Below are 26682 nucleotides of genomic sequence, written 5' to 3' on the forward strand. Positions count from 1 at the left end.
TGTCACGTGGTTCGGCCTCGCCCACCGCGAGCCACCAATGAGTCATTCGGGCCGGTCTCCGGGCTTGCGAGTTGCACACGGTGAGCCGCGTGCCGGTACAGCGCCTTCCCATGCTCGATCGAGCACAGTGGCCATCGCTGTCTGTATCTCTCGCTTACCCGTTGCGGGGGCAGCGCCGGCATCGCACCGGCTTCCCGTTTCATCCCATGGTCGAAAAGCCGTGGGACACCCGAAACAGGCGGCACCCTAGCTTTTACTGGGGGGTAATGCAATGGAAGGTGTCGTGTGTAGCGAGGCTTGGCCTCCCGCTCTGGGAGGCCAAGCGGTAGACGCTTACTTGAACGCGTACCTGGCACCGATCGTGTAGTACCGGCCGATGGCACCGCTCGAATGCAGCGGGTTGTAACCCATGGCGCCATACGTCAACGGGTCCAGCGGGGCAGTCTTGTCAAACGCGTTCTGGATCGAACCGAAGATCTCCCATGCCTCGGCTGGCTTCCAGCGGCCAGTTAGATCCACCGTATAGAACGAAGGGATTTTGCAGCCGTTTGGAGCGGGAGAGCCATCGGCAAACGTGTTGGCGCAAACATCGCCTTTGAAGCGGATGTTCTTAAAGCTGCCGATGTAATTCACTACCGCACCGAAGGTAAAGGTATTGATGTCCCAGGTCGCGCCGAAGTTGATGCGATCTTTAGGTGTGCCGATGCAGTTGGTGGTATCGCAATTGCCGTGCGTGCCGGCGTACTGCCGGGTAATGCCCTGATCTTTGCGCTCGAACGAGTTGACCCGGCTCCATTGCAGGTCAAGCCTTAAGCGGCCGTACTCGCCCATTTCAAAGCGCTGGCGCACATCAAGGTCGATACCGCGTACCGTAGTGGAAGCGGAGTTGATATAGCCGACGCTCGTCGCCATCAGGGTGCCGCTATTGGGGATGCCAGGCAGGTTGTTATCGCTGCGTGTCACATTGCCAGCTAAGATCGCCGCCGCCGTATCACCTTGGTTGATTTCGTTGCTGCGCTTGATCCGCCAAGCGTCGATGGTCAGTGAGGTGGTGGGGGTTGGATCCAATACGAGACCCAAGGTGTAACTCTTCGATTCCTCGGGTTTCAAGTTCGGGTTGGGCGAAGTGATGATGGCGATGGCGGCGTTGCAATCAGCCTGGGTGGCAATGCCACCAGGTACCGGCGTACCGTTCGGGCAGCGCACCGGGTCCTGGGCGTTGCTAAAGGCAGCCAGGCCACCCTTGCCCGACTCGGCCGGGTTCGGCGCGCGGAAGCCCTCCGCATAGGTAGCACGTAGCGCGACCCATTCGGCAGGCGTCCATTTGATACCCACTTTAGGCGTGGTCGAGCTGTCACCGTGCCGGTAGGCATCCACACGCATCGCGGCGGACAACTCCACCGTCTTCAAGACCGGCGCCACCAATTCCACATAGGCGGCCCCGACCTGCTGCACACCGCGATAGGAAGAAAAGCCAAGGCCGATGATGTCGCCGATATCGGTATACGTTTGTGGCGACAACGAAACGGATTGACGCCGATATTCACCACCGATCGACAGGCCCAGCGAGCCGCCGGGTAGATCCATCAGCGAACGCGACACCCGGCCATCGATAGAGTCCAGCTTACTGGCGGCATCGGCCTGGATAGCCGGTGAGATGTAGTCGTATAGCGCACGGCTATTCAGATAGGAGTTTTGACCGATGCGCCAGTAGCCGACCGGGCTGTTGGGATCGGTCAGTGCAGTTCTGACATGGCTATAGCGCAGGAAATTATGCCGCTCATTGGTCATGCTGGTTTCGGAGTGCAAATAGCCGACGTCGTAATCCCACTCGCCAAAGCTGCCTTTGATACCCACCAGGAAACGATAGAAATCGTTGTCGGTAAGGATGGTGCGCGGGCCGACGTCGAATGCGGCATAGCGCAGCCTGGCCGGCACACCTAGCGGATTATCGGGATGGTTGGCGCCAAGCACGACGGCACCTGGACCGCTGCTGGCATTGACTGGCCCGCCCGGATATCCCCAGGTACCCGATACGCCCGAAGGCGTGGTGTGAAACTTGGTTTGCTTGTTCGAATAGCCAAACTCGCTGTACAACTCGGCGTGGTCGGAAAGGGCATAGCTGCCACGTACGAAGAAGTTGATGGTCTTGTCGTTCGGCGTCAGGGAGCGGAATTGACCGGCCTGCCAGAGGCAGCCGCCGCCCGGATCGACCGGGGTAATCTGAGAAAACGTCGAGCAGCCAGGCAGCGACTTATAAATGCCGGTTGCCGGATTGCGGATTGAACCCACAGGCGAACTGCTTGCAACGGTGCCGCCACCGGTGATCGCACCGGCTAGATTCTGGCTGCTCGTGATGTTGTAGCCCCAGGGACGCAAGTCGCCGGTACCGATCCAATCGCGATCAGTACGATCGCGGACCAGCATCTCTTCGGTCTTGGTGCCTTCAAGGCTGAAGAAAACGTTGTAGCGATCTTTCGCCAGATCGCCCATGCCTGCGGTGATCGAGCCTTTCCACTGATTGCCGTCACCCGAGTCGGACACGCCATAAGAGCCCTTTATCACGGCTCCAGTGAAATCCTTACGTAGGATGACATTCACCACGCCGGCGATCGCATCCGAGCCGTAAATCGCCGAGGCGCCGTCTTTCAACACTTCGATGCGATCGACAGCTTCCATCGGAATCGTACTGAGATCAGTGAACACCTTTTGTCCATCGTCGGCGAGACCGAACGGCGCCATGCGCCGGCCGTTCAACAGCACCAGAGTCGAGCCGGCGCCGAGGCCGCGCAGCGAAATACCGGTACCGCCACCGGCAAAGCCGTTACCGAAGGTTTTCGGAATCGAGCCGGCGCCATCGGAGGTCAACGTCTGCAAATACTCGGCGATGGTCGCCTTGCCGCTGCGCTCTATTTCCTGGCGCGAAATCACCTGGACCGGCGAAGCCGTTTCCGTATCGATGCGTGGAATATTGGATCCCGTAACAACGATGCGGTCCAGGGTTTTAGCTGTTTCTTGCGCTGTCGCCGTACTGGCGAATGCCGCACAACCTGCTATCAGCGCGACGACGATCGAGTCGCGCAATGTCGTTGTCTTGAAGTTCACTTCACCTCTCCCCAAAGAATGAATGTCCCGAAGTCATTCCAGCATCCTTGCGATGCATAGGGCGAAATGATTTGCCCCAACGGATGGTATGCGCCATTTACATAAAAATCATAGTGGTCTGCGTAATTAGGGCCATTAACTGCGAGCATGAATAGGCGGTTATATGACTTCTGTTTTCATGCCCTTGATGATGGCCTATATCATTAAAAACATTGATATTTAAGTTATTGCGATTAATAATCGCAAGCTTCGCGCAAGTTATATGCAAGCTTCAAGAAGGTTATCTGGAAAGCTTTCTCATTGGATTAATTTTGAGACAAAAAAGTTACACCTCTAGATAATGCGGTGGTGCAACAAACCACTTGATTAGACGGTAATAAGCCAAAGCTCTGCGCTTTAATAAGCACTGACTTCCTTGATGGGCCAAGGGGTGCGGGGATGGAGATGGCAAGCATCGTGACTGCCCGCGGTGGTTCCATAAGGCATCACTAAACCGGTTTGTGGCCGCCCGATCAGTCGCTGCAACGCTCCTGTTCGGTGCCAGGACGAGCATCCAATTCGCAAGTAAATTCGCTCATCCATTAAGCATCCGTTTAGCTATCGATATCCACACCCATGGCGCGGGCCAGTCGGTGCCTTTGGGCAGCAACTATCTGGTTTCGTAAAATTTTACAGGCGAAGTGCAACGCCGTCGCGATGCCGCGTCGACGTTACAACGCCATGAAGGTCATTGGTTTTTTTGTTGACTTATTCTTTACATGCCCCCTAAGGTCGGCGGGCGGATCGCGAGAACTTACGAAAACAGCCGAGGCACGGAGGGATGCCACGGCGGTTTATCCGGTGCAAGCAGCTAAGCCGTCGTAAGCCCGCGCTTCGCCATTGGGCGCCACTGCGCTCGTCTGCTTTGAACCGCTTCGGGGAGAGTTATCGATGTCGATCCAAAAATACACACGGACACCGTCGTGGCGCCACACCGCGCTCGCGGCGGCTTTGAGTCTTAACTTCGCCGATGCCGCGATGGCTCAGTCCAACGCTTCCGGTGCAATCTTTGGTCGCGTGACCGAACCTGGCAGCCACGTAAAAATCCAGAACCTCGATACCGGTTTCAGTCGTGACATCAGCGTAGAAGCCGATGGCCGTTATCGTGCGGGTTCGTTGCCGGTCGGCCGCTACAAAGTCACCTTGCAAAAGAACGGCAACGCCATCGAAAGCCGCGACAACGTGCAAGTCAACGTAGGCTCCGGTACCGACGTCTCTTTCACCGTCGCTACGGCCGGACAGGCCAAGAACCTGGAAAGCATTCACGTCACAGGTACCGTGTTGCCGGCGATCGATGTATCCGCGGTCGATTCGCGCACGGTGCTGACCTCCGAGCAATTGCAGAAGCTGCCATTGGCACGCAATGTCACCGCGGCTGCTTTATTGGCGCCGGGCGTTATCTCCGGCGACTCGCGTTACGGCAATGTGGCTTCGTTCGGCGGCTCGTCGGCCTCTGAAAATCAGTACTACATCAATGGCTACGCGGTCACCAATGCGCTCACCGGCCTGGGCTTCACCAGCCTGCCCTACGACGCTATCGACCAGCAGCAGATCTATACCGGCGGTTATGGCGCTGAGTACGGCCGCTCCACCGGCGGTGTCATCAACGTGGTCACCAAGCGCGGCGGCAACCGATGGAAAAGCGGCGTAGGCACCTATGTGATTCCGCAGTATCTACGCGACTCGCCGCGCAGCATTTATTACACCGATGGCAGGCTTTACCAGTCGCGTGGCGATAACAAGAGTTCGTCGACGCAGTACACCGGTTATGTCAGCGGCCCGCTTATCAAAGACAAGCTATTTTTCTATGCGGCGGGCGATTTCACTGGCACCAGCGGCAAGACGGTCGAACCGATCACCACGCCGCAGCAAGTGAGCTACGACTCTAAGGCGACCAAATGGTTGGCCAAGATCGACTGGAACATCAGTGATAACCATCTGATCGAGCTTACCGGTCTGTCGGACAAAACCAGTGTCGACAGTCAGGTCTACAAGTACGACTACGCGGTCGGGCGGGCAACGGATTACCTTGGTTCGGACAAGACCAAGAACTTCGATTCGGGTCCGGGCTCTGCCCCAGGCGGCGATGTGTATATCGGCAAATACACCGGCTATCTCACCGATGATCTGACGGTCAACGCGCTGTACGGCACCAGTAAGACCGAGCATGTGCGCAATCTCGCTTACGCCTCCGATCCGAATTGTCCGTGGATTCTCGATGCGCGCGATGGCGCCGGCAGGCCCATCGTCGGCTGCGGCCTGGTCAATCGCACCGTGCTCGGCAAGGGTGCGCAGGACAAGACGAGCGGCTGGCGATTGGATGCGGAATACAAGCTAGGCTCACACAGTTTGCGCGCCGGCCTGGATACGCAGACCTTGCAATCGACTGCCGGCAATGAATACGAAGGCGGTTATCGCTGGATCTACAAAGACGCCGGTGAAATACGAGGTCGACCCGATATTGTCCCGCCTCCAGACGCGCTGTACATGGTCGAAAAGCGTTTGTTCAAAACCGGCGCCACGGTCAAAGTCGTGCAGGCTGCACAGTTCATCGAAGACCATTGGCAGATCAGCGATCGCTGGATGGCCTACCTCGGCTTGCGCAACGAGCAGTTCAAGAATCTCAACGGCGCCGGCCAGGTCTATGTCAAACAACGCCACCAGCTAGCGCCACGCCTGGGCGTCACCTGGGATGTGTTCGGCGATTCCAGCTTCAAGCTCTATGCCAATGCCGGCCGCTACCATCTCGCGGTGCCGTCGAACGTCGCCATTCGCGGCGCCTCCGCATCCACTTATTACAGCGAGTACTACGCTTATAACGGCGTGGCCGCGAACGGTGAGCCGCTCAACTTGGCTCCTCTGGGCAGTCGCTTTTATTTGAATGGCGAAGATGGCGTGACCCCGGACCCGCGTTCGGTCGCCGCACAAAACCTGAAAGCCTATTACCAGGATGAGTACATCCTGGGTTTCGACAAGGCGATCAACAGCAACTGGAGCTTCGGCGCCAAAGCCACGGTGCGTAAGTTGAAGAGTTCGATCGACGATTTCTGCGACGATCGGCCGTTCAAGAAATACGCCGATCGCAACGGCATCGACATCAGCAATGCGCGTATTGCCGGCTGCTATCTGTTCAATCCGGGGCAATCGAACGAGTTCCTGGTAGACATCAGCGGCAAGGGCAACTACGTGCCGTTCAAGCTGACCAAGGACGACTTCACTACACCAAACGGCGTGGCTTTCCCGGATCTCAAGCGCAAGTACTACGCCTTGAATATGTACCTGGAGCACCAGTTCGATCAGCGCTGGTACGGTCGCGTGGACTACACCTTTTCGCGCAGCTATGGCAATTCGGAAGGCCAATTGAAATCGGACATCGGTCAGCTCGATCCGTCGGTCACTCAGGACTGGGATGCGCCAGAGATCATGCAATACACCAACGGCCCGTTGCCTAACGATCGCACTCATCAGTTGAAAGCCTTCGGCTATTTCCAGGCCACGCCGGAATGGTTGTTCGGCGCAAATCTCGCCGTTGCCTCGGGCCGACCGAAGAATTGCATTGGTCTCGATCCAGTCGATTCGATCGGCTATGGCGCTTCGTACTTCGAGTGCAATTTCAAACCCAGTCCGCGCGGCTCGAAAGGTCGTTTGCCGTGGACCTGGTCCGTGGATATGAACGCCGAGTACCGTCCGCGCTGGGCCGGCAACGAGCAGCCGCTGGCCTTTACCCTGGGTGTCTTCAACCTGTTTTCAAAGAAGCAGGTGCTGAGTGTGATCGAGGTGGGTGAAAACTCCGCGCTCAACCCTAAGACCGGCTTGCCAAGCCAAAACATTGACTATCTACGTCCGGTGGCCTTCCAAACGCCACGTTATTTTCAGCTCGGCGCGCGTTATGACTTTTCGCTGTAGGGCTGTGTGATTGTTGGGACCTTAGGCGCTGAAGTGATTCGGTGTTTTGCCCAAGTGGTCGTCGTAGGCGTTCTACGGCGGCCGTTTTTTGTGGGTGCTTTTTTTGCTGTGGTATCTGGTGTTGTTAATGGCTGTTGTGGCTAGGTTGTTCGCCTGCGGCGGGCTTTCGAACCCCTGCCGGGGCCCGAGTCACTTTCTCTTGAGTGGCCAAGAGAAAGTAACCAAAGAGAAGGCCACCCCGCGCGTCGCCCTTCGGGTGCGTGAGGGTCGGCCGGGCTTTTCGCCAGTGCATCCATGCACTGGCGAAAAGGACTCGGCATCCATGCCGAGTCCCCTGCGGGCCTTGTCGTCCGACCCTCACCGACGCACAGGGGCCCCAAGGTCAAGAGCAAGGTCAAAATCAAAAACAAGGTCAAAAGCTGCGAGCGTTGCTTTTGCCCCTGCTTGCAGGGGGAGGCTGGGAGGGGGTGCAACCTTGCCGCAAGCCTTTACCCCTCCCCAACCCTCCCTGCGACCGATGGGAGTCCCCTTTTCGGGACTAGCAGGGGAGGGAGCTACGCTGCCTCACCATCTCATTCGTCGGCGAGTGCGCAGACCACGCACTACTCGATCCGTTTGCTAGAAAGCTGCAAGGATGCGGCGTTCTGCGTTGCTTACTGATCTCTGTTGCCGATATGCCTACATGCGCAAAGCCCCCGCTACTATGCGTGACCCGCTCACCATCCCAACGACACTATGTTTCGAGTAAGAACACTCGCCGATGCGTTGAACCAAGATCAGGACAACTTCCTGTTACTTCGCTTGCTTGCCGCGAGCATGGTGATCTATGGGCATAGTGCGGCGATTAGTGGAAATACTGCGCTGCCTGACCTGTTCACCTGGCTTGGCTGGGGCGTCTATTCGGGTACCCTGGCGGTTAACGCGTTCTTCGTCATAAGCGGCTTGATGATTACCGGCAGCTACCTTCGCCGCGGTCATTTGCCCAGCTTTTTATGGGCGCGTTTTCTGAGAATCTACCCCGCCTACGCATTCTGCTTGCTGGGCTCGGCATTTTTGCTCGGGGCCATCTTCACCGAACTCCCGCTTCGCGACTATCTGCGCGCGACCGAGGTCATGCACTACGTCATGAAGAACCTTGAGCTTGGGAAGAATCTCGCTTTCAACCTTCCTGGCGTGTTTACCGGGAACCAGGTGCACGGTGCAGTCAACGGGTCGATCTGGACGTTGCCAGCCGAGGTGCGGATGTATTTGTGGGTGGCGATCGTCGGGGTATCGGGCATTCTGGCGCGCAAGTACCTGTTCAACATTCTGATCGTGGCGTTGTGTGTTTGGGGTCTGCTAAGGCCTTCCACTATTCCACTGATTCCGCTGCCGGACTTTGTCCAGCTCGCGGCCTACTTTGCTTTGGGTGCCTTCTGTTTTATCAATCGGCAGTGGGTGTATATCGGCTGGCCCGTCGTCTTTGCGGCCAGCGCCTTGGCCTGGCTCCTGCGTGACAGTGGTCTTTACCCATTTGCAATGGCGGTCGCGTTGGCCAGCTTCGTATTTGCGTTTGCCTACAACATACCCTGGTATGGCTATAACCGTTTCGGAGACTATTCGTACGGCCTATACCTTTGGGGATTCCCCGTTCAACAAGCGATAGCCCACCACATTCCCGGCATCTCGTCCTTGGCAAACGCGCTTATCGCCTGGCCGCTTGCTCTTCTCCTGGCGGCGTTCTCTTGGTACGCCATCGAAAAACCGATGCTCTCTCTCAAATCGCTTCCGCGTAAGGTTTATTCGCGATTGAAGTCCACGATGCATCGACATAGGAAAGGCGTCGGCAGCACCGCCGAAGATCAACCTCTTCCTGGGTTTGACTGACGGTAAGAGCACAGCGGCTATCGAAATAGCCGCATACGCACGCCATCCGCTGGATCTCAGCGAAGCAAGCTACTTGGCAGCCCCAATCGGCGCACTCAACATCCGCGCATCCCGCCAGCCACCCCATCGGTAATACGCCACCGCCAGCAACATCGAAATCATCGCGCTCAGAGGAAAGCTCCACCAGATCGCATCGGACCCCCACGCAGGGATCATCGTTAGCGCAAACGGCGGCCGGATCAGCCACGTAGTCACGAACAAAATGATGAGTGGCGGCCATACCGCACCGGTGGCACGCACCACGCCGAACAAGACAAAGGTGACGCCGAGAAACATGTAGGACCACACCGCAATGATGTTGAGGTGCCGGGCCAGTTGCATGGCGTCGCCGTCGCCGGGCAGAAACAGATTCAATGCGCTCCGATTGAAGATGCAAATCAGCGCGATCAGCCCGCCGCTGAGCAAAAGGCTGTACAGCACACCGATGCGGGCGATGCGATTCACGCGATCCCATAATTGCGCGCCGACATTTTGCGCCGCCATCGACGATACCGCCGCGCCGATCGCCATGGCCGGCATCAGCACATAGTTCCATAGCTGATTGGCCGCGCCGTAGGCCGCGGTCGTCTGCGATCCGTAGTTGTTGACCAGACGCATCATCAGCATCGCCGAGGATGAAATGACGATCATCTGCAAGCCCATCGGCAAGCCTTTGAATATCAATGTGCGCAAGATCTGCGGATCGAGCTTGAGATAGCGCAGCTCCGCGCCGGTCAGGCGCAGAAAATGCTTGCGCGCATACAAGGTACCGAGCAGCGCGAACAAGGTCAGGCTTTGAGCGATCAGCGTTGCCATGGCCGAACCGGCAATGCCCATGCGCGGAAACGGACCGATACCGAACATCAGCAGCGGATTGAGTCCGATATCCAGTAACACGGAGATACCCATGAACAAAAATGGTGTGCGCGAATCGCCCGCGCCACGCAAGCTCATCATCAGAAAGCTGTAGAAATACATCGACGGCAACGCGATAAAGATCACACGCAGATACGGCACCGCATAGGGCAGCGAATCGACCGGGGTGCCAAGCCGCTGCAACAACCATGGCGTGCCGATATAGCTGAGCAGGGCGATCACCACCGAGACGACGATGAAGAAACTCGCGCTGGTGCCGACCACGCGTTTGGCTTCGGCGATATTGCGCGCGCCTAGGCTTTGACCGATCAGAATCGTGCAAGCCATGCTGATGCCAAACACGGCACTGAGCAGCAGAAACAAAATCAGGTTGGCGTTGCTGATCGCACTCAATGCCGATTCGCCGAGATAGTGGCCGATCCACATCGCATTGACCGAGGCATTCAACGACTGCAGCACCGTGCTGCCGAGAATCGGCAGGGCGAACATCAGCAAGGTACGGGCGATCGGGCCTTCGGTCAGCACGGGCCGACGGGTAGCTGGGGCAGACATGGATGGTTTTTCCGCGATGTGGTGGTGTTACGGGGGGCCTGATCTTACGAGGGCTGATTCAGCGATCGGAATAGCTCTCTTGCCACTCCAGCACGGGCCGGAAGACGAGTAGAATTAGAGTTGCCAGGAAGTGGTGTCCTGGCGCTTTTTTTTGAGATCTCACGACGTACCGCTGGCTTCGTCCCAAGCCATGGCCGCCAGTCGACGCAGATGATCGCGCACATCGACCGGCCATGGAGCGGTCACCGCCTCGAACATCGCAGCCTCCTTACGCCAGAACGCACGCGAAGCTTCCTCATGACCGGGGAAATCGCCGGTCATGGTTTGCATGAAGCGATCGACGGCTTCGCTGGCTTCGCGCGCACGGACCTTGCTGTTGTTGCCGCGCGAGGCATCTTCAACCAAGCGCCGCAACGCCGCCGATGCACCGCCAGGCTGCGTTGCCAACCAGTCCCAGTGCCGTGGCAGCAAGGTCACTTCACGCGCCACCACGCCAAGCTTTGGCCGGCCCGGTCCGCGCGCTGCGGGCGGGGCTGTCGTATCGTCGCTTAGTCGCGCAAGCACCTCGCCCGGTGTGCCGCGAAAATCGATCTCGACTTGCCGGCTGCTGCGATCGTTAAAGATAAGCACCGGCTCATCGCCAGCGGCATCGAGCGCCTGTTTGGTCGCCAGCACGACCTCGCTGAGCGGTCCTGAGGCAATCAGGCGGTGCCCGACAAAGGCGGTGCAGGTGACGTTGCTATGTGCTTGCATGGGAGTGTTTTACCCGGCTGAAAGTCGAGGCATTCTACCCGGCTGAATATCCTTGTCAATAAGTGCCGGGTAAAATATTTATCCCACCACATGCGGCAAATTTCAGCGATAAAGACGGAGTAAGCTGGCTTGCACACCGGTTCTGAAAGCGCAGAATAGCCCAAGGCTGCTCTGATCTAGCCGATGCAAGCGTCACCTTGATATTTGAACTTTTGAGTACATAAACGGAGTCTCCACCCCTGGGGCCTCACCATGACTTATCCCTCTCTACTCTCCCGCGGTGCACTCGCAATCAGCCTGATTGGCGCCACCCTGCCCGCCGCTGCCGCCCGCATCGAGATACAAGGTGGCCGTAGTTATATGGATAGCTACGGTGCCAATAGTGCTTTTGTCGAGGTCCTGCTTGACGCGCATCGCATCGGCGACAGTCGTTTCAGATGGTCGCCGGATGTATCGCTGGGCTGGATCGACAGCCGCCATATCGATCGTTTCCGCTATAGCCGTTTTGGCACTAATACCGCGATCTGGCTGGTCGCCGGTGGCGCGCGCCTGCATTACGGCGAACCCGGCGATTGGTATTTCCCGCTGTTTTACTCGTTTCAGGGCGCCCTGCTGAGCGGCCGCTCTCAAGCGCTGAGCAGCACCGGCCAATTCGTCAACACCGTGGGCTGGCAAGGGCAACGCTGGAGCTTTCAGATCCGTCATATTTCGAACGGTGGCTTGCACGATCCCAATCGTGGCGAGACGTCGGCGCTGGTAGGGCTGGCTTTCGATATCTAGGCTCTTCACTCTCCCTCGTAGACAACGAGGGAGAGTGAAACGGAATCAATGTCCGCTTGCCGCCGGGCCAGCTTTTGCCGCAAACGGCGGCTTAGCCAACCACACCACCAAGATCAGGCTGAAGAAAATCCAGCCCAATAGATGAAACACTTCGTTGAAGGCGATGTGATAACCCTGCTGGGTAATCAGTTGATTGACCGTTACTGCGGCGGTTTGTGGATCGCCAATACCGTTCATCGTCGCCACCGTAGCCGGATCGTAGGGCGTTACATGCTCGGTCAACTGGGCATGGTGAACGGTCGCGCGGCGGTCCCACAAAAACGTAGTCAGCGAGGCCGCGAAGCTACCGCCCAGGGTGCGCAAGAAAGTCGCCAAGCCGGAGCCCGCGGCAATCTCGTTGGGCTGCAGATCCGATAGCAGGATGGTCAGCACCGGCATAAAGAAGAACGCCACGCCCAGGCCCTGCAATAACTGCACAAAAGCGATGTGACCGAAATCCACGCCGGGGAAAAAATCCGCACGCATGAACGAGGTGGCGCCCATCACGATAAAAGAGATCGAGGCGAGCATGCGCAGATCAAACCGACCGGCGTACTTACCCACGAATGGTGTCAGCAGCACCGGCAAGACGCCCAACGGTGCCGTGGCAAGGCCCGCCCACGTCGAGGTATAGCCCATGTTTCGCTGCAGCCACTGCGGCACCAGCAAAGCGATAGCGAAAAACGCCGCATAGCCCAGCACCAGCGATAAGGTGCCGAAGCGAAAGTTGCGATGCCGGAACAGCTTGAGATTGACGATGGGATCTTTGTCGGTGAGCTCCCAGATCAGGAACACGATCAAGCCGACTACCGCGACGATGCTGGTGAGTACGATGAACTGCGAGTTGAACCAGTCCTCGTCGTTGCCTTTGTCCAACACGATCTGCAGCGCACCCACGCCGAGTACCAAGGTAATCAGGCCGACGTAGTCCACCCGCGGACGCTCGGTGCGCTCCGGTCGACCCTTCATCTGATTGGCCACGACCATGCTGGCGAAGATGCCGATGGGTACGTTGATAAAGAAGATCCACGGCCACGAATAGTTGTCCGTGACCCAACCGCCAAGGATCGGACCGGCAATAGGCGCCACCACCGTGACCATCGCCAGCAACGCCAGCGCCATGCCGCGTTTGGCCGGCGGATAAATCGAGATCAACAGGCTCTGCGTGATCGGATACATCGGCCCGGCCACGGCGCCCTGGATCGCACGGAACAGAATCAGCATGCCCATGCTTTGCGCCATACCGCACAGCAAAGAGGCCAGCGAAAACAGCAGGGTCGCCCATACGAACAGCTTGGTTTCACCGAAGCGGCGCGTGAGAAAGCCGGTCAGCGGCAAGGCAATCGCGTTGCTCACCGCAAACGAGGTGATAACCCAGGTGCTTTGATTAGAGCTGACGCCAAGATTGCCGGCAATGGTCGGCAACGATACGTTGGCGATCGTCGTATCGAGCACCTGCATAAAGGTGGCCAGCGACAAACCGATCGTGGACAACGCCAGATTGGGCGGACGGAATTCGGTGCTCATGGCGGCCTAATGGATAGGGTCAGAGAATCGGGAACGGGGAACGGGGAACGGGGAACGGGGAACGGGGAACGGGGAACGGGGAACGGGGAACGGGGAAAAGCCTAAAAAGCAGAGGCAAGAAAGCAAGCGCAAAAACAAACAAAGATCAAAAAAGAACGCGGCGCCGCAAGCATCCATCAGTCTGCACGTTCCCCGTTCCCTATTCCCCATTCCCCGCCACTTACTTCGGCATATTCGCGTGCACGATCTGCTCGATCACGCCATCGGCCTTGGCTAGCTGCTGCTGATACACATCGGTGCTGAAAGCGGGCTGGGTGGGTGCTTGCTGCGACAGCATCGGGCCGCTCTGGTCATGCAGATTGACGTCGACATTGGTCGACAGGCCGATGCGCAACGGATGCTCTTCGAGCTGCTTGGGCTCGGTGAACACGATGCGCGCCGGAACACGTTGCACGATCTTGATCCAGTTGCCGGTGGCGTTTTGCGCCGGCAGCAGGGAGAACGCGCTGCCCGTGCCCACACCAAGGCTTTTCACCTGGGCTTTGTAGACGACCTTGCTGCCATAGACATCGGTGGTGACATTCACCGGCTGACCGATGCGCATATGGGTCAATTGGGTTTCTTTGAAGTTCGCATCCACCCACACTTCGTGCAACGGCACGACGGCCATCAACGCGGCGCCTGGCTGCACGCGCTGTCCCACTTGCACCGTGCGTTTGGCGACATAGCCCGTTACCGGCGCGACGAGGGTGGTGCGCACGTCATTGAGGTAGGCCGCACGCAACTGTGCGGCAGCGGCCTGCACATCGGGATGCGAGGCAACCACAGTGTCGTCCACCAGCACTTTGTTGGTCTGGTACTGCTGTTGCGATGCCGTCATCGCGCTTTCGGCGGAGGTCAGCGCATCGCGTGCATGCGACAGTTCTTCGGCCGAGATCGCGCCGGACTGAGCCAGGTTGCGACGACGATCGAAATCGGCGCGTGCCTTGTCCACGGCCACTTTGCGTGCGGCAACATCGGCCTGGGCACCGGATACGTTGCTGTACAAGCCGCGCACTTTGCGTACGGTATTGGCCAGGTTGGCCTTGGCTTGCGCCAGCGCGACATCGGCATCGGCCTGGTCGAGCTTGAGCAGCACGTCACCCTGGTGAACCAGGTCGCCGTCGTCGGCGCCGATGCTGACCACGGTGCCGGCGATCTGCGGAGTGATTTGCACGACATTGCCGTTGACATAGGCATCGTCGGTGCCCTCGTACCAGCGGCCATCGAGGAAATACCACAGCGCCCAGGCAATCGTGCCGAGCACAAGAACGGCTATGAGCAGGCGCAGCAGAAAACCGCGGCGGCTTTTGGGCGGCTGGACGGCCGTATTGTCGGCCGCGAGCGGGGTTTGGCTAGACATGGGATCAGCCTCAGAAACGGGGTGAGTTGGAATGATTGGCAAGCTCAGCGTCATCGGCCTGGGGGCGGAAACCGCCGCCGAGCGCCTGAATCAACTGCACTGAAAGATCGACCTGCTGCGATTGCAGCGCGGCCATGCGCTGATCGGCCACCAGCAATTGCTGGCGCACGCTAAGCGCTTCGAGATAACTACCGATACCCGACTTGAAGCGCTGTTGCGCGAGCTGCCAGGCCTGCGAGGCGGCGTCCAGCGCGTGCTGTTCCGCGACCATCTGCTCTTGCAGCGAGCGCAATGCCGACAAATGATCGGCTACTTCGTTGACTGCCCCGACCAGAGTCTGGTTGTACTGCGCCACGGCGAGATCGTACTCAGCGTCTTTTCCGGCCAGGTTGGAACGCAGGCGGCCACCGTCAAAGATCGGCAGGCTGATCGCCGGGCCGCCTTCATAGAAACGCGCCGGTAGCTGGAAAATATTGGTGCCGCCGCCAAGCCCGATCACACCGGCCATGGCGCTTAAACTGACATTGGGCATGAACTGCGTCTTGGCGGCCTTGATGTCCTTGCTCGCCGCCTCTACCCGCCAGCGCGCGGCGACCAGATCGGCACGATGGCCGAGCAGATCGACCGAGAGATTGGCTGGAACCGCCAGCGTCGATGGCTTGAGTACCTGGGGGCGACCGATGTCCAGCCCACGGTCGGGCCCTTTGCCAAGGAGTACCGACAACGCCGAGCAGGCCGCATCAATGGCGCGATCGGCCAGCGCCAACTGCTCTTGCGCACTGGCGACTTCCGCATCGCTCTGCTTGAGCTGTATCTGGTTGTCGATACCGGCAGTGACGCGTTGCGTAGTCAGCTTGCGGGCGTTGTCGGCGCGTTCCAGTTCGGCCTTGGCCACGTCTTGCTGTGCATAGGCATAGCCCAGTTGCACATAGCCGCGCGCCACATTGCCGGAAACCTCGATGCGTGCCGCGCGCTGCTCTACATCCGCAGCACGAGCCGCACCCAGGGCGGCCTGCCAGGCTGCACGCTTGCCGCCCCACAGATCCAGATCCCACTTGAAGCTGGCATAGCCGTATTTGGCCAAACCAAAATGACCGCTGCCGATCGGCGGTGGCAAGGTCGTCGGCAAGCGCGCGCCAGCCACACTGGCGCCGGCATTCACACTGGGGCCGCGCGCGGCATCGGCTACGCCGACCTGTGCTTGTGCCTGGCGCGCACGCGCATCGGCCACCGCCAGGTTCGGGTTGTCTTGCAACGCTTCGGTGATTAGGGCATCGAGCTGCGGATCGCCCAGGCCTGTCCACCAATCCTGCGCCGGCCATGACGCCGGCGATACATCGAATGTGGCAAGGCTGCGCTCGCTCTTGAGCGAGGCCGGATCCATCGGCGTGCCGTCAGGATGCAAACCGCCGCTGCTGGCACATCCCGCCAACGCGAGAGTCAGGCCGACGGCAGCCGCAAGTAGGTGCAGACGCATGGAGATATGTCCGATGAGTAGTGTTTGAGACGGGTTTTAAGAAACGGGCCAGGGAAAACGAGCTTTAAGAAATCCAGGGATGAAAACGAAGCTTCAGGATTTATCGCGCAGCGCGCTCAATACGCGATCCAGGTAGTCGTGCAGATGCTCTCGCTCGACTTCGTTCAATGAACGCTGGGCGGCTTCCAGCACTCGGGTATTGCAATCAGTCATTTGCAGCCATAGCGCCGTGCCGGCTTCGGTCAGCTCAATGCGCAAAGCGCGCCGGTCTTGTTCGTGCGGACTGCGGCGCAAATAACCTTTGCGTTCCAGTTGATCGAGCTGACGAGTCATCGCGCCGCCATCCAACTCCACCGCCCGAGCCAGCTCGCTGGCCGACATCGGGCCCAGCCGGGCCAGCCGCTTCAGTATCAGGAACTGGGTGAAACGCAGCTCCACACCCATCGCCAACAGCTCGGCTTCCATCGCCCGAACAATCTCGCTGCGTACCAGGCCTAACAGTACGCCCAGATTCTCTCTGGCGGGCTCAAATGGGGTGGGATCCTTTTTCATGTCGCGCATAATATTGCTTTGAATATATTTGTCAAGGCAAATATATGCATGACACTATCTGCCTTGAGAACTATTCAGCCAGCTAGGCAGCCTCACTTTGTCGCTGCCAGCTACGCTCCCGCTCCGCCAGCTCTTCTTGCACCAGCGCGCGCAGGGCCGGATCGCGTATCGCAAATAGTTCGAATACGCCCAGCGCGTACAGCGTAGGCAACTGCGCCAACATGCGTGGCTCCACCTGACGCCGCAACGCCTCGGGGGTAGCCGGGTCCAACATCACCAGTGCGTTGACGACAAAGCTGGTGAGTGCCTCAGTAGCGTCCATCGGAATGGACGGCGAGTCGGATGACGACATACCGATCTCCTTCTGTTTATAAGAGGACGTCCGAACTGGCTTCGCCGTGACAAGGCGTCGGCTGGTGGACAACGCGCGACGTAAGGGGGATGCGCGTAGAGCGCTAGCGTAGGCGGAATGCGCTTTGGCCTGATAACGTTAGTCGGACAATTTATATCTAGAACTGGCCAATTTAGAGCGATCCACATGAATCAGGCAGACGAAATCTTTCAACGCGTAGAGCGTCTGGATGGCCCGGCACTGATCGCCTACGTGGTCGATGACGAAGCCGACGGCACGCCGCTACAGACGACGGAAAGCGACTGGCATCGTCATGTGCGTGGCCAATTGTTCTATCTCGAACGCGGCGTTATCAGCGTACGCACCGAAAACGGCGCATGGACCTTGCCGCCGCGCCGGGTCGGCTGGATGCCGCCGGGCGAACTGCATACGGTGCGGATTGCCGAGGCCACGCGCGGCTGGGGCGTTCATGTTGCGCCGCTGGCCGCCGTCGGCCTGCCCGAGAAGACTTGCGTGCTAGGTGTCAATGACTTGATGCGTGCCCTGGTTTTGCGCGCCAGCACCTGGGCCTTGCAAGACACCTTGAGCGACGAACAAGAGCGGGTACTCAGCGTTTTGATGGATGAAATTCGCCACGCGCCGGTTGAGCCGCTGCATTTGAATATGCCCAGTGATCGCCGCCTGCTACGTATTGCCCACGCGGTACTGGACCGGCCGCACGATGCACGCAGCCTGGATGCCTGGGCCGACTGGGCCGGCCTGTCGGCACGCACCGTGAGCCGTTTGTTTCGCAGCGAAACCGGCTGCAGTTTCGCGCAATGGCGACAGCAGGCACGGCTGATCCGAGCCCTGGAACGACTGGCTTGCGGCGAAGCCGTGAACAGTGTGGCCGATGCGCTCGGCTACGCCAGCATCAGTGCTTTCGTAGCGATGTTTCGACGCAGCTTCGGGCAACCGCCTGGGCGGTATTTTGCACAGCATCCATCATCAACCCCGTGACGCCCTCCCCTGCCCGCCCCCTTTTTGGGACAAGCAAGGGAGGAGAAAAACATCAGCCCAGATTCGACGCTAACCAGGTGTTTGCAAGCGAGCCTTATCGGCTACGGTTGCGGCTTCAACCAGGTATTGAACAGCTCGTCGATGCGGCGATATTCGTCGTACCACGAATCGGCATGGACAAAGCTGTGGCGTTCCATCGGATACAGCGACATCCAGAAGTTTTTCTTGTGCAGCTCGATGAAGCGCTGATACAGCCGAATCGAATCTTCGGCGAGCACGTTGTCGTCGATCAGGCCGTGCTGGATCAGTAGCGGATCTTGCAGCTTGTCGGCGTATTCGATCGGCGAACTGATGGCGTATGCCTCGGGGTCGAGCTGCGGATCGTTGAGGATGTTCGAGGTGTATTCGTGGTTGTACAGCCGCCAGTCGCTGACCGGACGCAAGGCGGAACCGGCGGCGAATTCGCCCGGCGCACGCAGCAAGGCCATCTCGGTCATGAAACCACCGTAACTGCCGCCATAGATACCGACGCGCTTGGCATCGACGCCTTGCTGCTTGACCAGCCAGGCCTTGCCATCGAGCAGATCGTCCAACTCCGGGTGACCCATTTGACGGTAGATCGCGGTACGCCAGTCGCGGCCATAGCCTTCGGAGGCGCGGTAGTCCATGTCCAGCACCACGTAACCCTGCTGCACCAGCAGGTTGTGGAACATCTGCTCACGGTAGTAGTTGGACCAGGACAGGGTGACGTTCTGCAGATAGCCCGCGCCATGCACAAAGATCACTGCGGGTCGGCCGGCAGCGGCAGCCTTATCCGCCGGGCCGTAATACTTTGCCCAGATCGTGCCGGCGCCATGCGAGGACGATACGCCGACGATTTGCGGGGCGATCCACGAGCGCGCGGTAAACCCCGGCTTCATGGTGTTAGTCAATTCACGCGGCGCGCCGCCGGCGACATCCTGCACCGCCATCTGCGGCAGTACATAGGGCGAGGAATGCAGCAGCGCCAGTTGCTGGTCATTGGGCGATAGCGCGAAGTCTTCCAAGCCCTGGTATTGCGTCAATCGGCTCAGCTCACCGCCGTTGGCCGGTACGCGATAGACATCGTAGCTGTAAGGCGCGACCTGATTGCTGCGCAGATAAAACCACTGGCCATCGTCGGTCAGCCGCGGATGGCTGACCTCGAACTTGCCGGCGGTCAAGGCCTTGGCCTTGCCGCCAAGCGGTTTGCTGTAAAGCTGCGAGAAACCGGTTTCTTCGCTCAGATACCACAGCGTGCGGTTGTCCTTGAGCCAGCCGAAATCGTTGAAGTTCCAGTTGATCCAGGCGTTATCGTGCAAACGGTGCTGGTTGAGCAGCGTGTGTTTGTCCAGATCGACACTGGCGATCCAGCGATCTTTGTTGTCGATCGCGCGCAATTGCACGGCTACGTTCTGGCCGTCGTCGCTCCACACGATGCCGCCGCCACCGCCATCGTCGGCCGAAGATATGATTCTTACGGCGCGCAGTTCAGGGGCCTTCAAGGCCTTGGCCTCATCGTGCTTGCCCGCCTTCTCCAGCGCGGCGATAGCCTTGCCGCGAAGCTCTTTGAGCGGGTCCTCCTTGATGCCGGGCAGGCTGTCGATCGCCAGCGGATAGCTCTTGCGATGGAGCAGATCGAGCAACAGCAGCGATTGTGGCGGCGGATCTTTACGGCCTACATAGACGCGTGTTTCCTGCTGCTCGGCATAGCCACTGTCGGTAACAAAATGGGTAACCTGCGGTGCCTTGCCCTCGGCATGACCCTTCGGCTGCGTCACTGCCAGCATCCAGCGGCCGTCCGGCGACAACTCGGTATCGATAAGTTCGACTTTATCGCCGAGCCAGATCGGCTTCGGTGCGCGGCCGAGATCGGCCGCGGCAAGCGCGTCGTCGTTCTCGCGCAGGGCGTCTTTATCGGCCTTGAGCTGGCGCAGTGTCTTGAATAGCTTGAGCTGCTCGTCGCCGAGTGCGTCGGGCTGCTTTGCCTGCGGATCGTCGGCAAGCTTCAGCACGGCTGCCGGCGCCGTGACACCGGCGGCGATGTCGTAGCTATACCACTGGTTATTCTGGCGAAACTGCAGCGCGCGGCTATCGCTGGAAAAGCCCGGTGCGGATTCCGCCTCTGCCGTGCGGGTTACCTGCACACGACGCCCTTGGGCCAGTTCGACCAAGAACACATCACCATGCCGCACGAACGCGGCGTAACGATGCGCGCGATCGAACACCGCCGGGCCGTCGGCCTGCGCCTGCGCCGAGGCGTCGAGCTTGACGCTCTGTCCGCTGGCCGGATCGACGCGATACAGATCGCGCACCTTGCTGCCGTCGCGCTTCAAGCTGTAGTACAGACTGCGCCCGTCTACGCTCCAATAAGGCGATGTCACCGCCGCGCCGATCCAGTCCGGCGGGGCCATGACGGTTTCCAGGTCGAGGCTTGGCGTGATGGGCGACTGACTCGCCGCCGGTAAGGCGACAAGCGCTGCGAGGCCGGCAACAAACATTCGGCGCATGGGGTACTCCGCGATCCAAACGATGCAGGATAGCCAAGAGCACACGCATCGCAAACGCCAAGTGTCCCGTTTCCCCTGACCATGACTTCCGGTTAGGCTCCGCGGTTATCTGTCTTATGCGTAAGATTCGATTGGCCCCGGTTGCTGGCGCGTTGGCGAACCATCGGCTACCGATCGCAGCGCCTCTCACGCCCCACCAGCGAGCCCGTATGACCCTGCTTACTGTCGAACACGAAACCGCGACCCACCCTCTCTACAGCGTGATCTGGCTGCATGGCCTGGGCGCCGACGGCAACGACTTCGCGCCTATCGTGCCTGAGCTGGTTGCACCTCACTGGCCTGCGCTGCGCTTTGTGTTTCCGCATGCGCCGGTACGTCCGGTGACCGTCAACGGCGGCATGCCGATGCGGGCCTGGTATGACATTGCGGGTATCGATCTGATCTCGCGGCAGGACGAAACGGGCATCCGCGCCTCGATTGCCGCCGTGGAAACATTGATTGCCCACGAACACGAACGCGGCGTGCCTAGCGAACGCATCCTGCTGGCGGGCTTCTCACAAGGCGGCGCTATCGCCCTCGCTGCCGGCTTGCGCCACGCTCAGCCGTTGGCCGGGGTGATCGCACTGTCCACCTACATGCCGTTGCACGAGGCTTTTGCACCTGAGCGCCATGTCGCCAATGCGAAGACGCCGATCTTCTGGGGTCACGGCACCGGCGACCCGATTGTCCCGCTGACCCGTGGCGTGGCCTCACGCGACCTGTTGCAGTCATTGGGATACGACGTGGCCTGGCACACCTACCCGATGCCGCACTCAGTCTGCGCCGAAGAGATCGCCGATCTGCGTGCCTGGATGGGCGACCGGTTTACCGGCTGACGCCGCTCCATAGGCACCCGCATGGTGGGTGCCTATGCATCTCGCATTAGCCGGCGCCGTCTCACCAGCCCTCCCCGCTCTTGGTCATACTGTCGCCCATGCGCGATTCCAGCATCCGCCGACCACCGATCGAACCCAGCCCGCTACCGGACTTCTGCAGTCTGCCGGTGCTGTTCGCCTTGCTCGTCATCGGCGCATTGACCGCCACTGTCGTTTGGCTGGCGGCCGACAATGGCCGCGGCTGGCGCGGCTACTGTGTATGTATGTTGTTTGTCGATTGGCTGATGCTGGTGATCGGGGTCGCGCTGTGCAAGCTGCGGCCACTGCTGCGACGACTGCCCGGCCACGCACCTTATATCGGCGCATGGTTGTTGATCCTGTTGCTCGCTACCGGCGCCAGCATGCTGGCGCATTGGCTTAACGACGCGCTGTTCCTCGAACTGATGCATACCGACACCGCTGTCTTTGTACGTGACAGCATGCTGATCGCCGCGCTGCTCGGTGCCGCCGTGCTGCGCTATTTTTACGTTCTGGCGCAGTGGCAGGCCCGTCTGGAAGCCGTCACTCGGGCGCAGGTCGATGCGCTGCAGGCACGCATTCGACCGCACTTTTTATTCAACAGCATGAACACCGTAGCGGCCCTGGTGCGGCTGGACCCGGCCGCTGCCGAACGCACCATTGAGGATTTATCCGAACTGTTTCGCGCTGCCTTGGGTCAGCACGATTCGCGTGACGGCACACTGGGCGAAGAACTCGCGCTGATCGAACGCTATCTGGCGATTGAGCAACTGCGCCTGGGCGAACGCCTGCACGTGCGTCGCGAACTCGACGCGCTACCGGCCACCTTTTCACTACCGCGCCTGCTGCTGCAGCCGCTGGTGGAGAACGCGGTGCGCCACGGCATACAGCCCCTGCGCGAAGGCGGTGAGGTGGTACTGCGCGGCTATCGCGACGGCCGCGGTTTAATCATCGAAATCGACAACCCGCTGCCCACGGCGCCTGGTGAGCGCGGCCATGGCCATGGCCTGGACAACGTGCGCCAACGCGTCGCCTATCGCTATGGCCCGCGCGCGCAAGTGGAGGCCGGGCCGCGTGACGGTCGTTTTGTCGTGCGCCTGCAGTTGCCGGAGGATTCGTGATGTCCACTCTCCATACGCACGCCCTCAATATGCGTGTCCTGATCGTCGACGACGAGCCGCTGGCGCGCGCGCGATTGGCTGCGCTGCTTAGCGAATGCGATGAGATCACCGTGGCCGGCAGCATCGGCGATGGCGAGGCCGCACTGGTCGCACTCAGTGAACTGCAACCCGACCTGCTGTTGCTGGACATCAATATGCCCGGCCTGGACGGCATCGCCTTGGCGCGGCGACTCGCCGGCCAGCCGCGTCCGCAAATCGTCTTCTGCACCGCCTACGAACACTACGCCGTGCATGCCTTCGACCTCGGCGCCATCGACTACCTGCTCAAGCCTGTCCGCATCGAACGCCTGCGCGATGCCCTGCAACGCGCGCGACAACGCCTGGCCAGCACGCCACGTGAGCACACCCGCTACCTCGGCGGTCGCCAGCGCGGCGAGCAGGTACGCATTGCCCTCGACGAAGTGATCTATCTGCTCGCCGAAGAAAAATACGTCGTCGTACAACATCGCGGTGGCCAACTGCTGCTGGAAGAATCACTGCGCCAGCTCGAAGAGGCCTATCCCGAGCAACTCATCCGGTTGCATCGCAACTGCCTGGTACCACCCCAGCGCCTGCTAGGCCTGAAGACCCTTACCGACGGCCGCGTCCTCGCCCGCCTGGGCGGCACCGATCTCACCCCCGAAGTCAGCCGGCGCAATCTGCCGGCATTGCGCAAGCTTCTGCGAATGGGGTGATCGACGGTCATCCTGCGGCAACGAGTGTCGATGAGATTAACTGCGCAATACCAGCGTTTACGCGACAATGGCGCGCTTTCTACCCGCCATGCGCCGACCACGCGCAGCCTAGTTGACGAGATCTCCGATGACCCCATCCATCCTGCGTATTGCCACCCGCAAAAGCGCACTCGCGTTATGGCAAGCCGAACATGTTGCTGCGGCCCTGCGTGCCGCGCACCCAGGCCTCACGGTCGATCTGGTGCCGCTGTCGACACGTGGCGATGAGATTCTCGATCAGCCTTTGGCGACCATTGGTGGCAAAGGGCTGTTTTTAAAAGAGCTTGAAGTGGCGATGCTGGAAGGGCGCGCCGATCTGGCGGTGCATTCGTTGAAAGACGTGCCGGCCGAGTTGGAGCCGGGCTTTGCGTTGCCGGCGATCTTGCCGCGTGCGGATGCGGCCGATGCGTTTGTCTGCAACCTGTACGCCAACCTGACTGCGCTGCCGCAAGGTGCGCGCGTGGGTACTTCGTCGTTGCGGCGGCAGGCGCAATTGCGCGCAGTGCGGCCGGATCTGAGCTTGCTCGATCTGCGCGGCAATGTCGGCACGCGGCTGGCCAAACTCGACGACGGCCATTACGACGCGATCGTGCTGGCCTGCGCCGGGCTCGAACGACTGGGTCTGGCGACACGTATCCGCAGCCGGCTTGCGGCACCGGCCTGGCTGCCGGCGCCGGGCCAAGGGGCTATCGCGATCGAGGCGCGCGACGATCAACCCGCCGTACTTGCCTTGCTTGCAGCACTGGATGACGACGAAACCCGTCTGGCAGTCAGCGCCGAACGCGCGATGAATCATGCATTGGGCGGGAGCTGCACAGTGCCGGTCGGCGCATGGTGTGTAGTTACCGAACACGGCCTGCATCTGCGCGGCATGGTCGGCGATGCCGCCAGTGGTCAGCTAATACATGCGCAGGCCAGCAGCGCCAGCGATCAGGCCAATGAGCTGGGTCAACAGGTAGCGAACGCGCTGTTTGAACTCGGTGCCGCTGCGTTGCTGGCGCAGCACTGAAGAACGGGGAACGGGGAACGGGGAACGGGGAACGGGGAACGGGGAACGGGGAACGGGGAACGGGGAACGGGGAACGGGGAAAAGCCTAAAAAGCAGAAGCGAAAAAGCAAGAGCAAAAACAAAGAAAAATCAAAAAGAACGCGGACCTGCAATATCCCCTCGAACTTCATGTTCCCCGTTCCCCGTTCCCTATTCCCCGCCTAAAAAAGAACACGGCATCACAGCCATTACTCAAGCCGCATGTTCCCCGTTCCCTATTCCCCGTTCCCCGCTCTCAAATCAAAAGTTATAAACCAAGTTAGTCGTAGTCAGCGTATCGGTCTTCTTGGTGCCTGGCTGCACGCTGCTGTTGTAGCGCAGTTGGTAACCGAATTTGAGCGCCATTTTCTTGGTCATGCTGACCGACAGGCCAATGTCGTTTTGGTAGTACTTGTTGTTCGAGCCGGCTTCCAGCAGGAAGGTGTCCTCAAACGTGGTGTTGTCGGTCAGGCGGTATTTGTAGTTGATGAGTCCGCGCGCCACGCCTTCGCTTTTCGTATCTTGGTGCACCTTGGTGCTCACGCCATTGACCAGTGTGGTGGTATCGGCCGGACGATAGCGCTTGTAACCGGGACCGATTTCGAACGATAGCTCGGAGCGTTCGGTTTTCAGCGCGATATAGCCATAGCCCACCGAAACAATGCCCTGCCAGCGATTGGCGCCGAAATCGTCATGCTCGTAACGCGCCGCACCGACGATGTAGCTGCGTGGATCGAGCTTGTAGCCCACCGATGCGCCGGTGTCGTAACGGTTGGCGGTGGTGCTGAATTTGCTGATGGTGGCGCCGGTGCTGTCGACTACTTTGACCTCGCCCTTGGAACGCATGCCGTTGAGGAAGAAGTTGTTCTTCCACAGCTCGTTTTCCTGGCTCAGGCCCAGTTTGGCGTTGATATTGTCAGTGCGCGAATTGCCTCGTGCCGCCGCGAAACCGAATTCGCCTGAGCCGCTCCAGCCGCCGTTGTTTGCGCTAGCGCTGCCTTGCACGGGGGCATCATCGGCCTGCGCGCCCATGCTGGCGAATAGGACAAGCAGGGAACTGACGAGCAGGGTCTTCTTCATCGAGGGGTATCCGTATTATTTAAAGACGCAATGATCCAGTCTTATCCGGGTAATTTGAAGACCCGTGGCGACTTCTTTCCCGCAATGGCCTGTATAACAGCCGATCAGCGCGGCTGCGATTCAGCTCCGTCCGGCGCTTGCAGCGTCGTATTGTCGCAGCTCAAGGATTTTGCCCAGGCCACAGCTAAGCGCGGCCGACGTTGCGAGCCAAACGCTGTCGCCTTCGATATAGCTCCACAACAAGGCCAGCGACGGCCATCCATAAACCAGAAGAGCAACAAGCCAACGTGCGTACGGCCCGCTCTCGCCATGGTTTCTCGATGTCTGACTGCGCAGGCTTTCGACCAAGGCCAGCAACACTGCCAGCACCAACAGACTCATGACCCACGACGCGGAGCTGATCCGGTTCACGGACTCGTCTTGTGCTGCCACGCAAAGCCAGAGCCAAAGACCACCGACATAGCATGCGGATAAGGCATGACTGAACCACCATGCCGTGGTGGGCGAGTTAGAAAGACCCAGCCGGCGATGCTCACTAGCCGTATAGATCAGGCTCACCACGCTAGATGCGAGCAGTGCCGCGCCAGCCACGCGAGTGGCCCAGAAATCATTGCTACCGCGCACTAGCCCGGCCACGGCCAGCATCGGCAGAAAGGCCGCGAAAGCCAGCATGGCCTTGCGGGTGGGTCGGCTGCCACGGCCAAGCTGCCAGCCATGCCAGTCCGGCAAGATCGGTAAACGCAAGCAGGCCACCAATAGCCCCGCACTCACGAAACCGCAACCCAGGGCCAGCGGCACCAGGGCCTGGCCCCGGCCTTCGCTGTAGATACCCAGCCCCAGCATCAAGCCCAGCAAGATCCAGATGCCGTAACCGCTGAGCGCCAGTACTTCAAGCAGATCGGCGCCGTACCAGCGCAATCGTGGCTCGCTGGTTGCGGCTTGGACCGTTGCCGTGGCGCCTGCTTGAATCTTTTGGCTCTGCTCCATGGGTCCTGT

19 protein-coding genes and 1 riboswitch are annotated in these 26682 nt (G+C 59.7%); of the genes, 8 read left to right on the plus strand and 11 right to left on the minus strand.

Annotated features, from left to right (window positions below; translation table 11 throughout):
- Positions 1-32: 32 nt before the first annotated feature.
- A riboswitch (cobalamin riboswitch) is annotated at positions 33-248 on the minus strand.
- Between the two features lie 85 nt (positions 249-333).
- Positions 334-3105, minus strand: coding sequence for a TonB-dependent receptor (locus DVJ77_RS14155; protein ID WP_380038604.1), 2772 nt, complete (start codon positions 3103-3105; stop codon positions 334-336).
- Positions 3106-4035: 930 nt separating this feature from the next.
- On the opposite strand from DVJ77_RS14155, the gene DVJ77_RS14160 reads away from it, so the two are divergent.
- Entirely contained in the window at positions 4036-7050 is a 3015-nt protein-coding gene (locus DVJ77_RS14160) for a TonB-dependent receptor (protein ID WP_114846164.1), read from the plus strand.
- 735 nt (positions 7051-7785) lie between these two features.
- Entirely contained in the window at positions 7786-8916 is a 1131-nt protein-coding gene (locus tag DVJ77_RS14165; protein ID WP_114846165.1) for an acyltransferase family protein, read from the plus strand.
- A 69-nt stretch (positions 8917-8985) separates the two neighbouring features.
- Here DVJ77_RS14165 and DVJ77_RS14170 read toward each other — a convergent pair whose 3' ends face one another.
- Both DVJ77_RS14170 and DVJ77_RS14175 read right to left on the minus strand, forming a co-directional pair.
- Entirely contained in the window at positions 8986-10383 is a 1398-nt protein-coding gene (locus DVJ77_RS14170; protein WP_114846166.1) for an MATE family efflux transporter, read from the minus strand.
- Between the two features lie 159 nt (positions 10384-10542).
- Complete coding sequence (locus DVJ77_RS14175; protein WP_114846167.1) at positions 10543-11136, minus strand: DUF2239 family protein; 594 nt, start codon at positions 11134-11136, stop codon at positions 10543-10545.
- A 252-nt stretch (positions 11137-11388) separates the two neighbouring features.
- On the opposite strand from DVJ77_RS14175, the gene DVJ77_RS14180 reads away from it, so the two are divergent.
- Entirely contained in the window at positions 11389-11916 is a 528-nt protein-coding gene (locus DVJ77_RS14180) for an acyloxyacyl hydrolase (RefSeq protein ID WP_114846168.1), read from the plus strand.
- 45 nt (positions 11917-11961) lie between these two features.
- On the opposite strand, the gene DVJ77_RS14185 is transcribed toward DVJ77_RS14180, so the two are convergent.
- The 5 genes from DVJ77_RS14185 to DVJ77_RS14205 form a co-directional block, all read right to left on the minus strand.
- A complete protein-coding gene (locus tag DVJ77_RS14185) occupies positions 11962-13482 on the minus strand; it encodes a DHA2 family efflux MFS transporter permease subunit (protein WP_114846169.1) in 1521 nt (506 codons plus the stop codon).
- Positions 13483-13702: 220 nt separating this feature from the next.
- Positions 13703-14884 carry an HlyD/EmrA/EmrK family protein gene (locus tag DVJ77_RS14190; RefSeq protein WP_114846170.1) on the minus strand — a complete coding sequence of 394 codons (1182 nt, stop codon included), beginning with the start codon at positions 14882-14884 and terminating at the stop codon, positions 13703-13705.
- Positions 14885-14894: 10 nt separating this feature from the next.
- Positions 14895-16361, minus strand: coding sequence for an efflux transporter outer membrane subunit (locus DVJ77_RS14195; protein ID WP_114846171.1), 1467 nt, complete (start codon positions 16359-16361; stop codon positions 14895-14897).
- A gap of 93 nt (positions 16362-16454) precedes the next feature.
- Positions 16455-16826, minus strand: coding sequence for a MarR family winged helix-turn-helix transcriptional regulator (locus DVJ77_RS14200; protein WP_191983706.1), 372 nt, complete (start codon positions 16824-16826; stop codon positions 16455-16457).
- Positions 16827-16995: 169 nt separating this feature from the next.
- Positions 16996-17265: a hypothetical protein gene (locus DVJ77_RS14205; protein ID WP_114846172.1), complete on the minus strand. Its 270-nt coding sequence runs from the start codon at positions 17263-17265 to the stop codon at positions 16996-16998.
- Positions 17266-17451: 186 nt separating this feature from the next.
- Between DVJ77_RS14205 and DVJ77_RS14210 the strand changes: the two genes are divergently transcribed.
- Positions 17452-18264 carry an AraC family transcriptional regulator gene (locus DVJ77_RS14210; protein ID WP_114846173.1) on the plus strand — a complete coding sequence of 271 codons (813 nt, stop codon included), beginning with the start codon at positions 17452-17454 and terminating at the stop codon, positions 18262-18264.
- Positions 18265-18365: 101 nt separating this feature from the next.
- On the opposite strand, the gene DVJ77_RS14215 is transcribed toward DVJ77_RS14210, so the two are convergent.
- Complete coding sequence (locus DVJ77_RS14215; protein WP_114846174.1) at positions 18366-20792, minus strand: S9 family peptidase; 2427 nt, start codon at positions 20790-20792, stop codon at positions 18366-18368.
- Between the two features lie 209 nt (positions 20793-21001).
- Between DVJ77_RS14215 and DVJ77_RS14220 the strand changes: the two genes are divergently transcribed.
- The 4 genes from DVJ77_RS14220 to hemC all read left to right on the plus strand — a co-directional run bounded on the left by DVJ77_RS14220 (position 21002) and on the right by hemC (position 24588).
- Positions 21002-21667 (plus strand): alpha/beta hydrolase, encoded by a 666-nt coding sequence (locus DVJ77_RS14220; RefSeq protein WP_114846175.1) that lies wholly within the window; start codon positions 21002-21004, stop codon positions 21665-21667.
- 98 nt (positions 21668-21765) lie between these two features.
- Complete coding sequence (locus DVJ77_RS14225; protein ID WP_114846176.1) at positions 21766-22806, plus strand: sensor histidine kinase; 1041 nt, start codon at positions 21766-21768, stop codon at positions 22804-22806.
- Positions 22807-22835: 29 nt separating this feature from the next.
- A complete protein-coding gene (locus DVJ77_RS14230) occupies positions 22836-23540 on the plus strand; it encodes a LytR/AlgR family response regulator transcription factor (protein ID WP_114846340.1) in 705 nt (234 codons plus the stop codon).
- 127 nt (positions 23541-23667) lie between these two features.
- Entirely contained in the window at positions 23668-24588 is a 921-nt protein-coding gene (gene hemC, locus DVJ77_RS14235) for a hydroxymethylbilane synthase (RefSeq protein ID WP_114846177.1), read from the plus strand.
- Positions 24589-24867: 279 nt separating this feature from the next.
- On the opposite strand, the gene DVJ77_RS14245 is transcribed toward hemC, so the two are convergent.
- Together DVJ77_RS14245 and DVJ77_RS14250 are read right to left on the minus strand one after the other, a co-directional pair.
- Positions 24868-25686, minus strand: coding sequence for a DUF481 domain-containing protein (locus DVJ77_RS14245; RefSeq protein ID WP_114846179.1), 819 nt, complete (start codon positions 25684-25686; stop codon positions 24868-24870).
- A 120-nt stretch (positions 25687-25806) separates the two neighbouring features.
- Positions 25807-26673, minus strand: coding sequence for a hypothetical protein (locus DVJ77_RS14250; RefSeq protein WP_114846180.1), 867 nt, complete (start codon positions 26671-26673; stop codon positions 25807-25809).
- Positions 26674-26682 lie beyond the last annotated feature (9 nt).

The sequence above is a fragment of the Dyella tabacisoli genome (assembly GCF_003350925.1).
Lineage (GTDB): Bacteria > Pseudomonadota > Gammaproteobacteria > Xanthomonadales > Rhodanobacteraceae > Dyella_C > Dyella_C tabacisoli.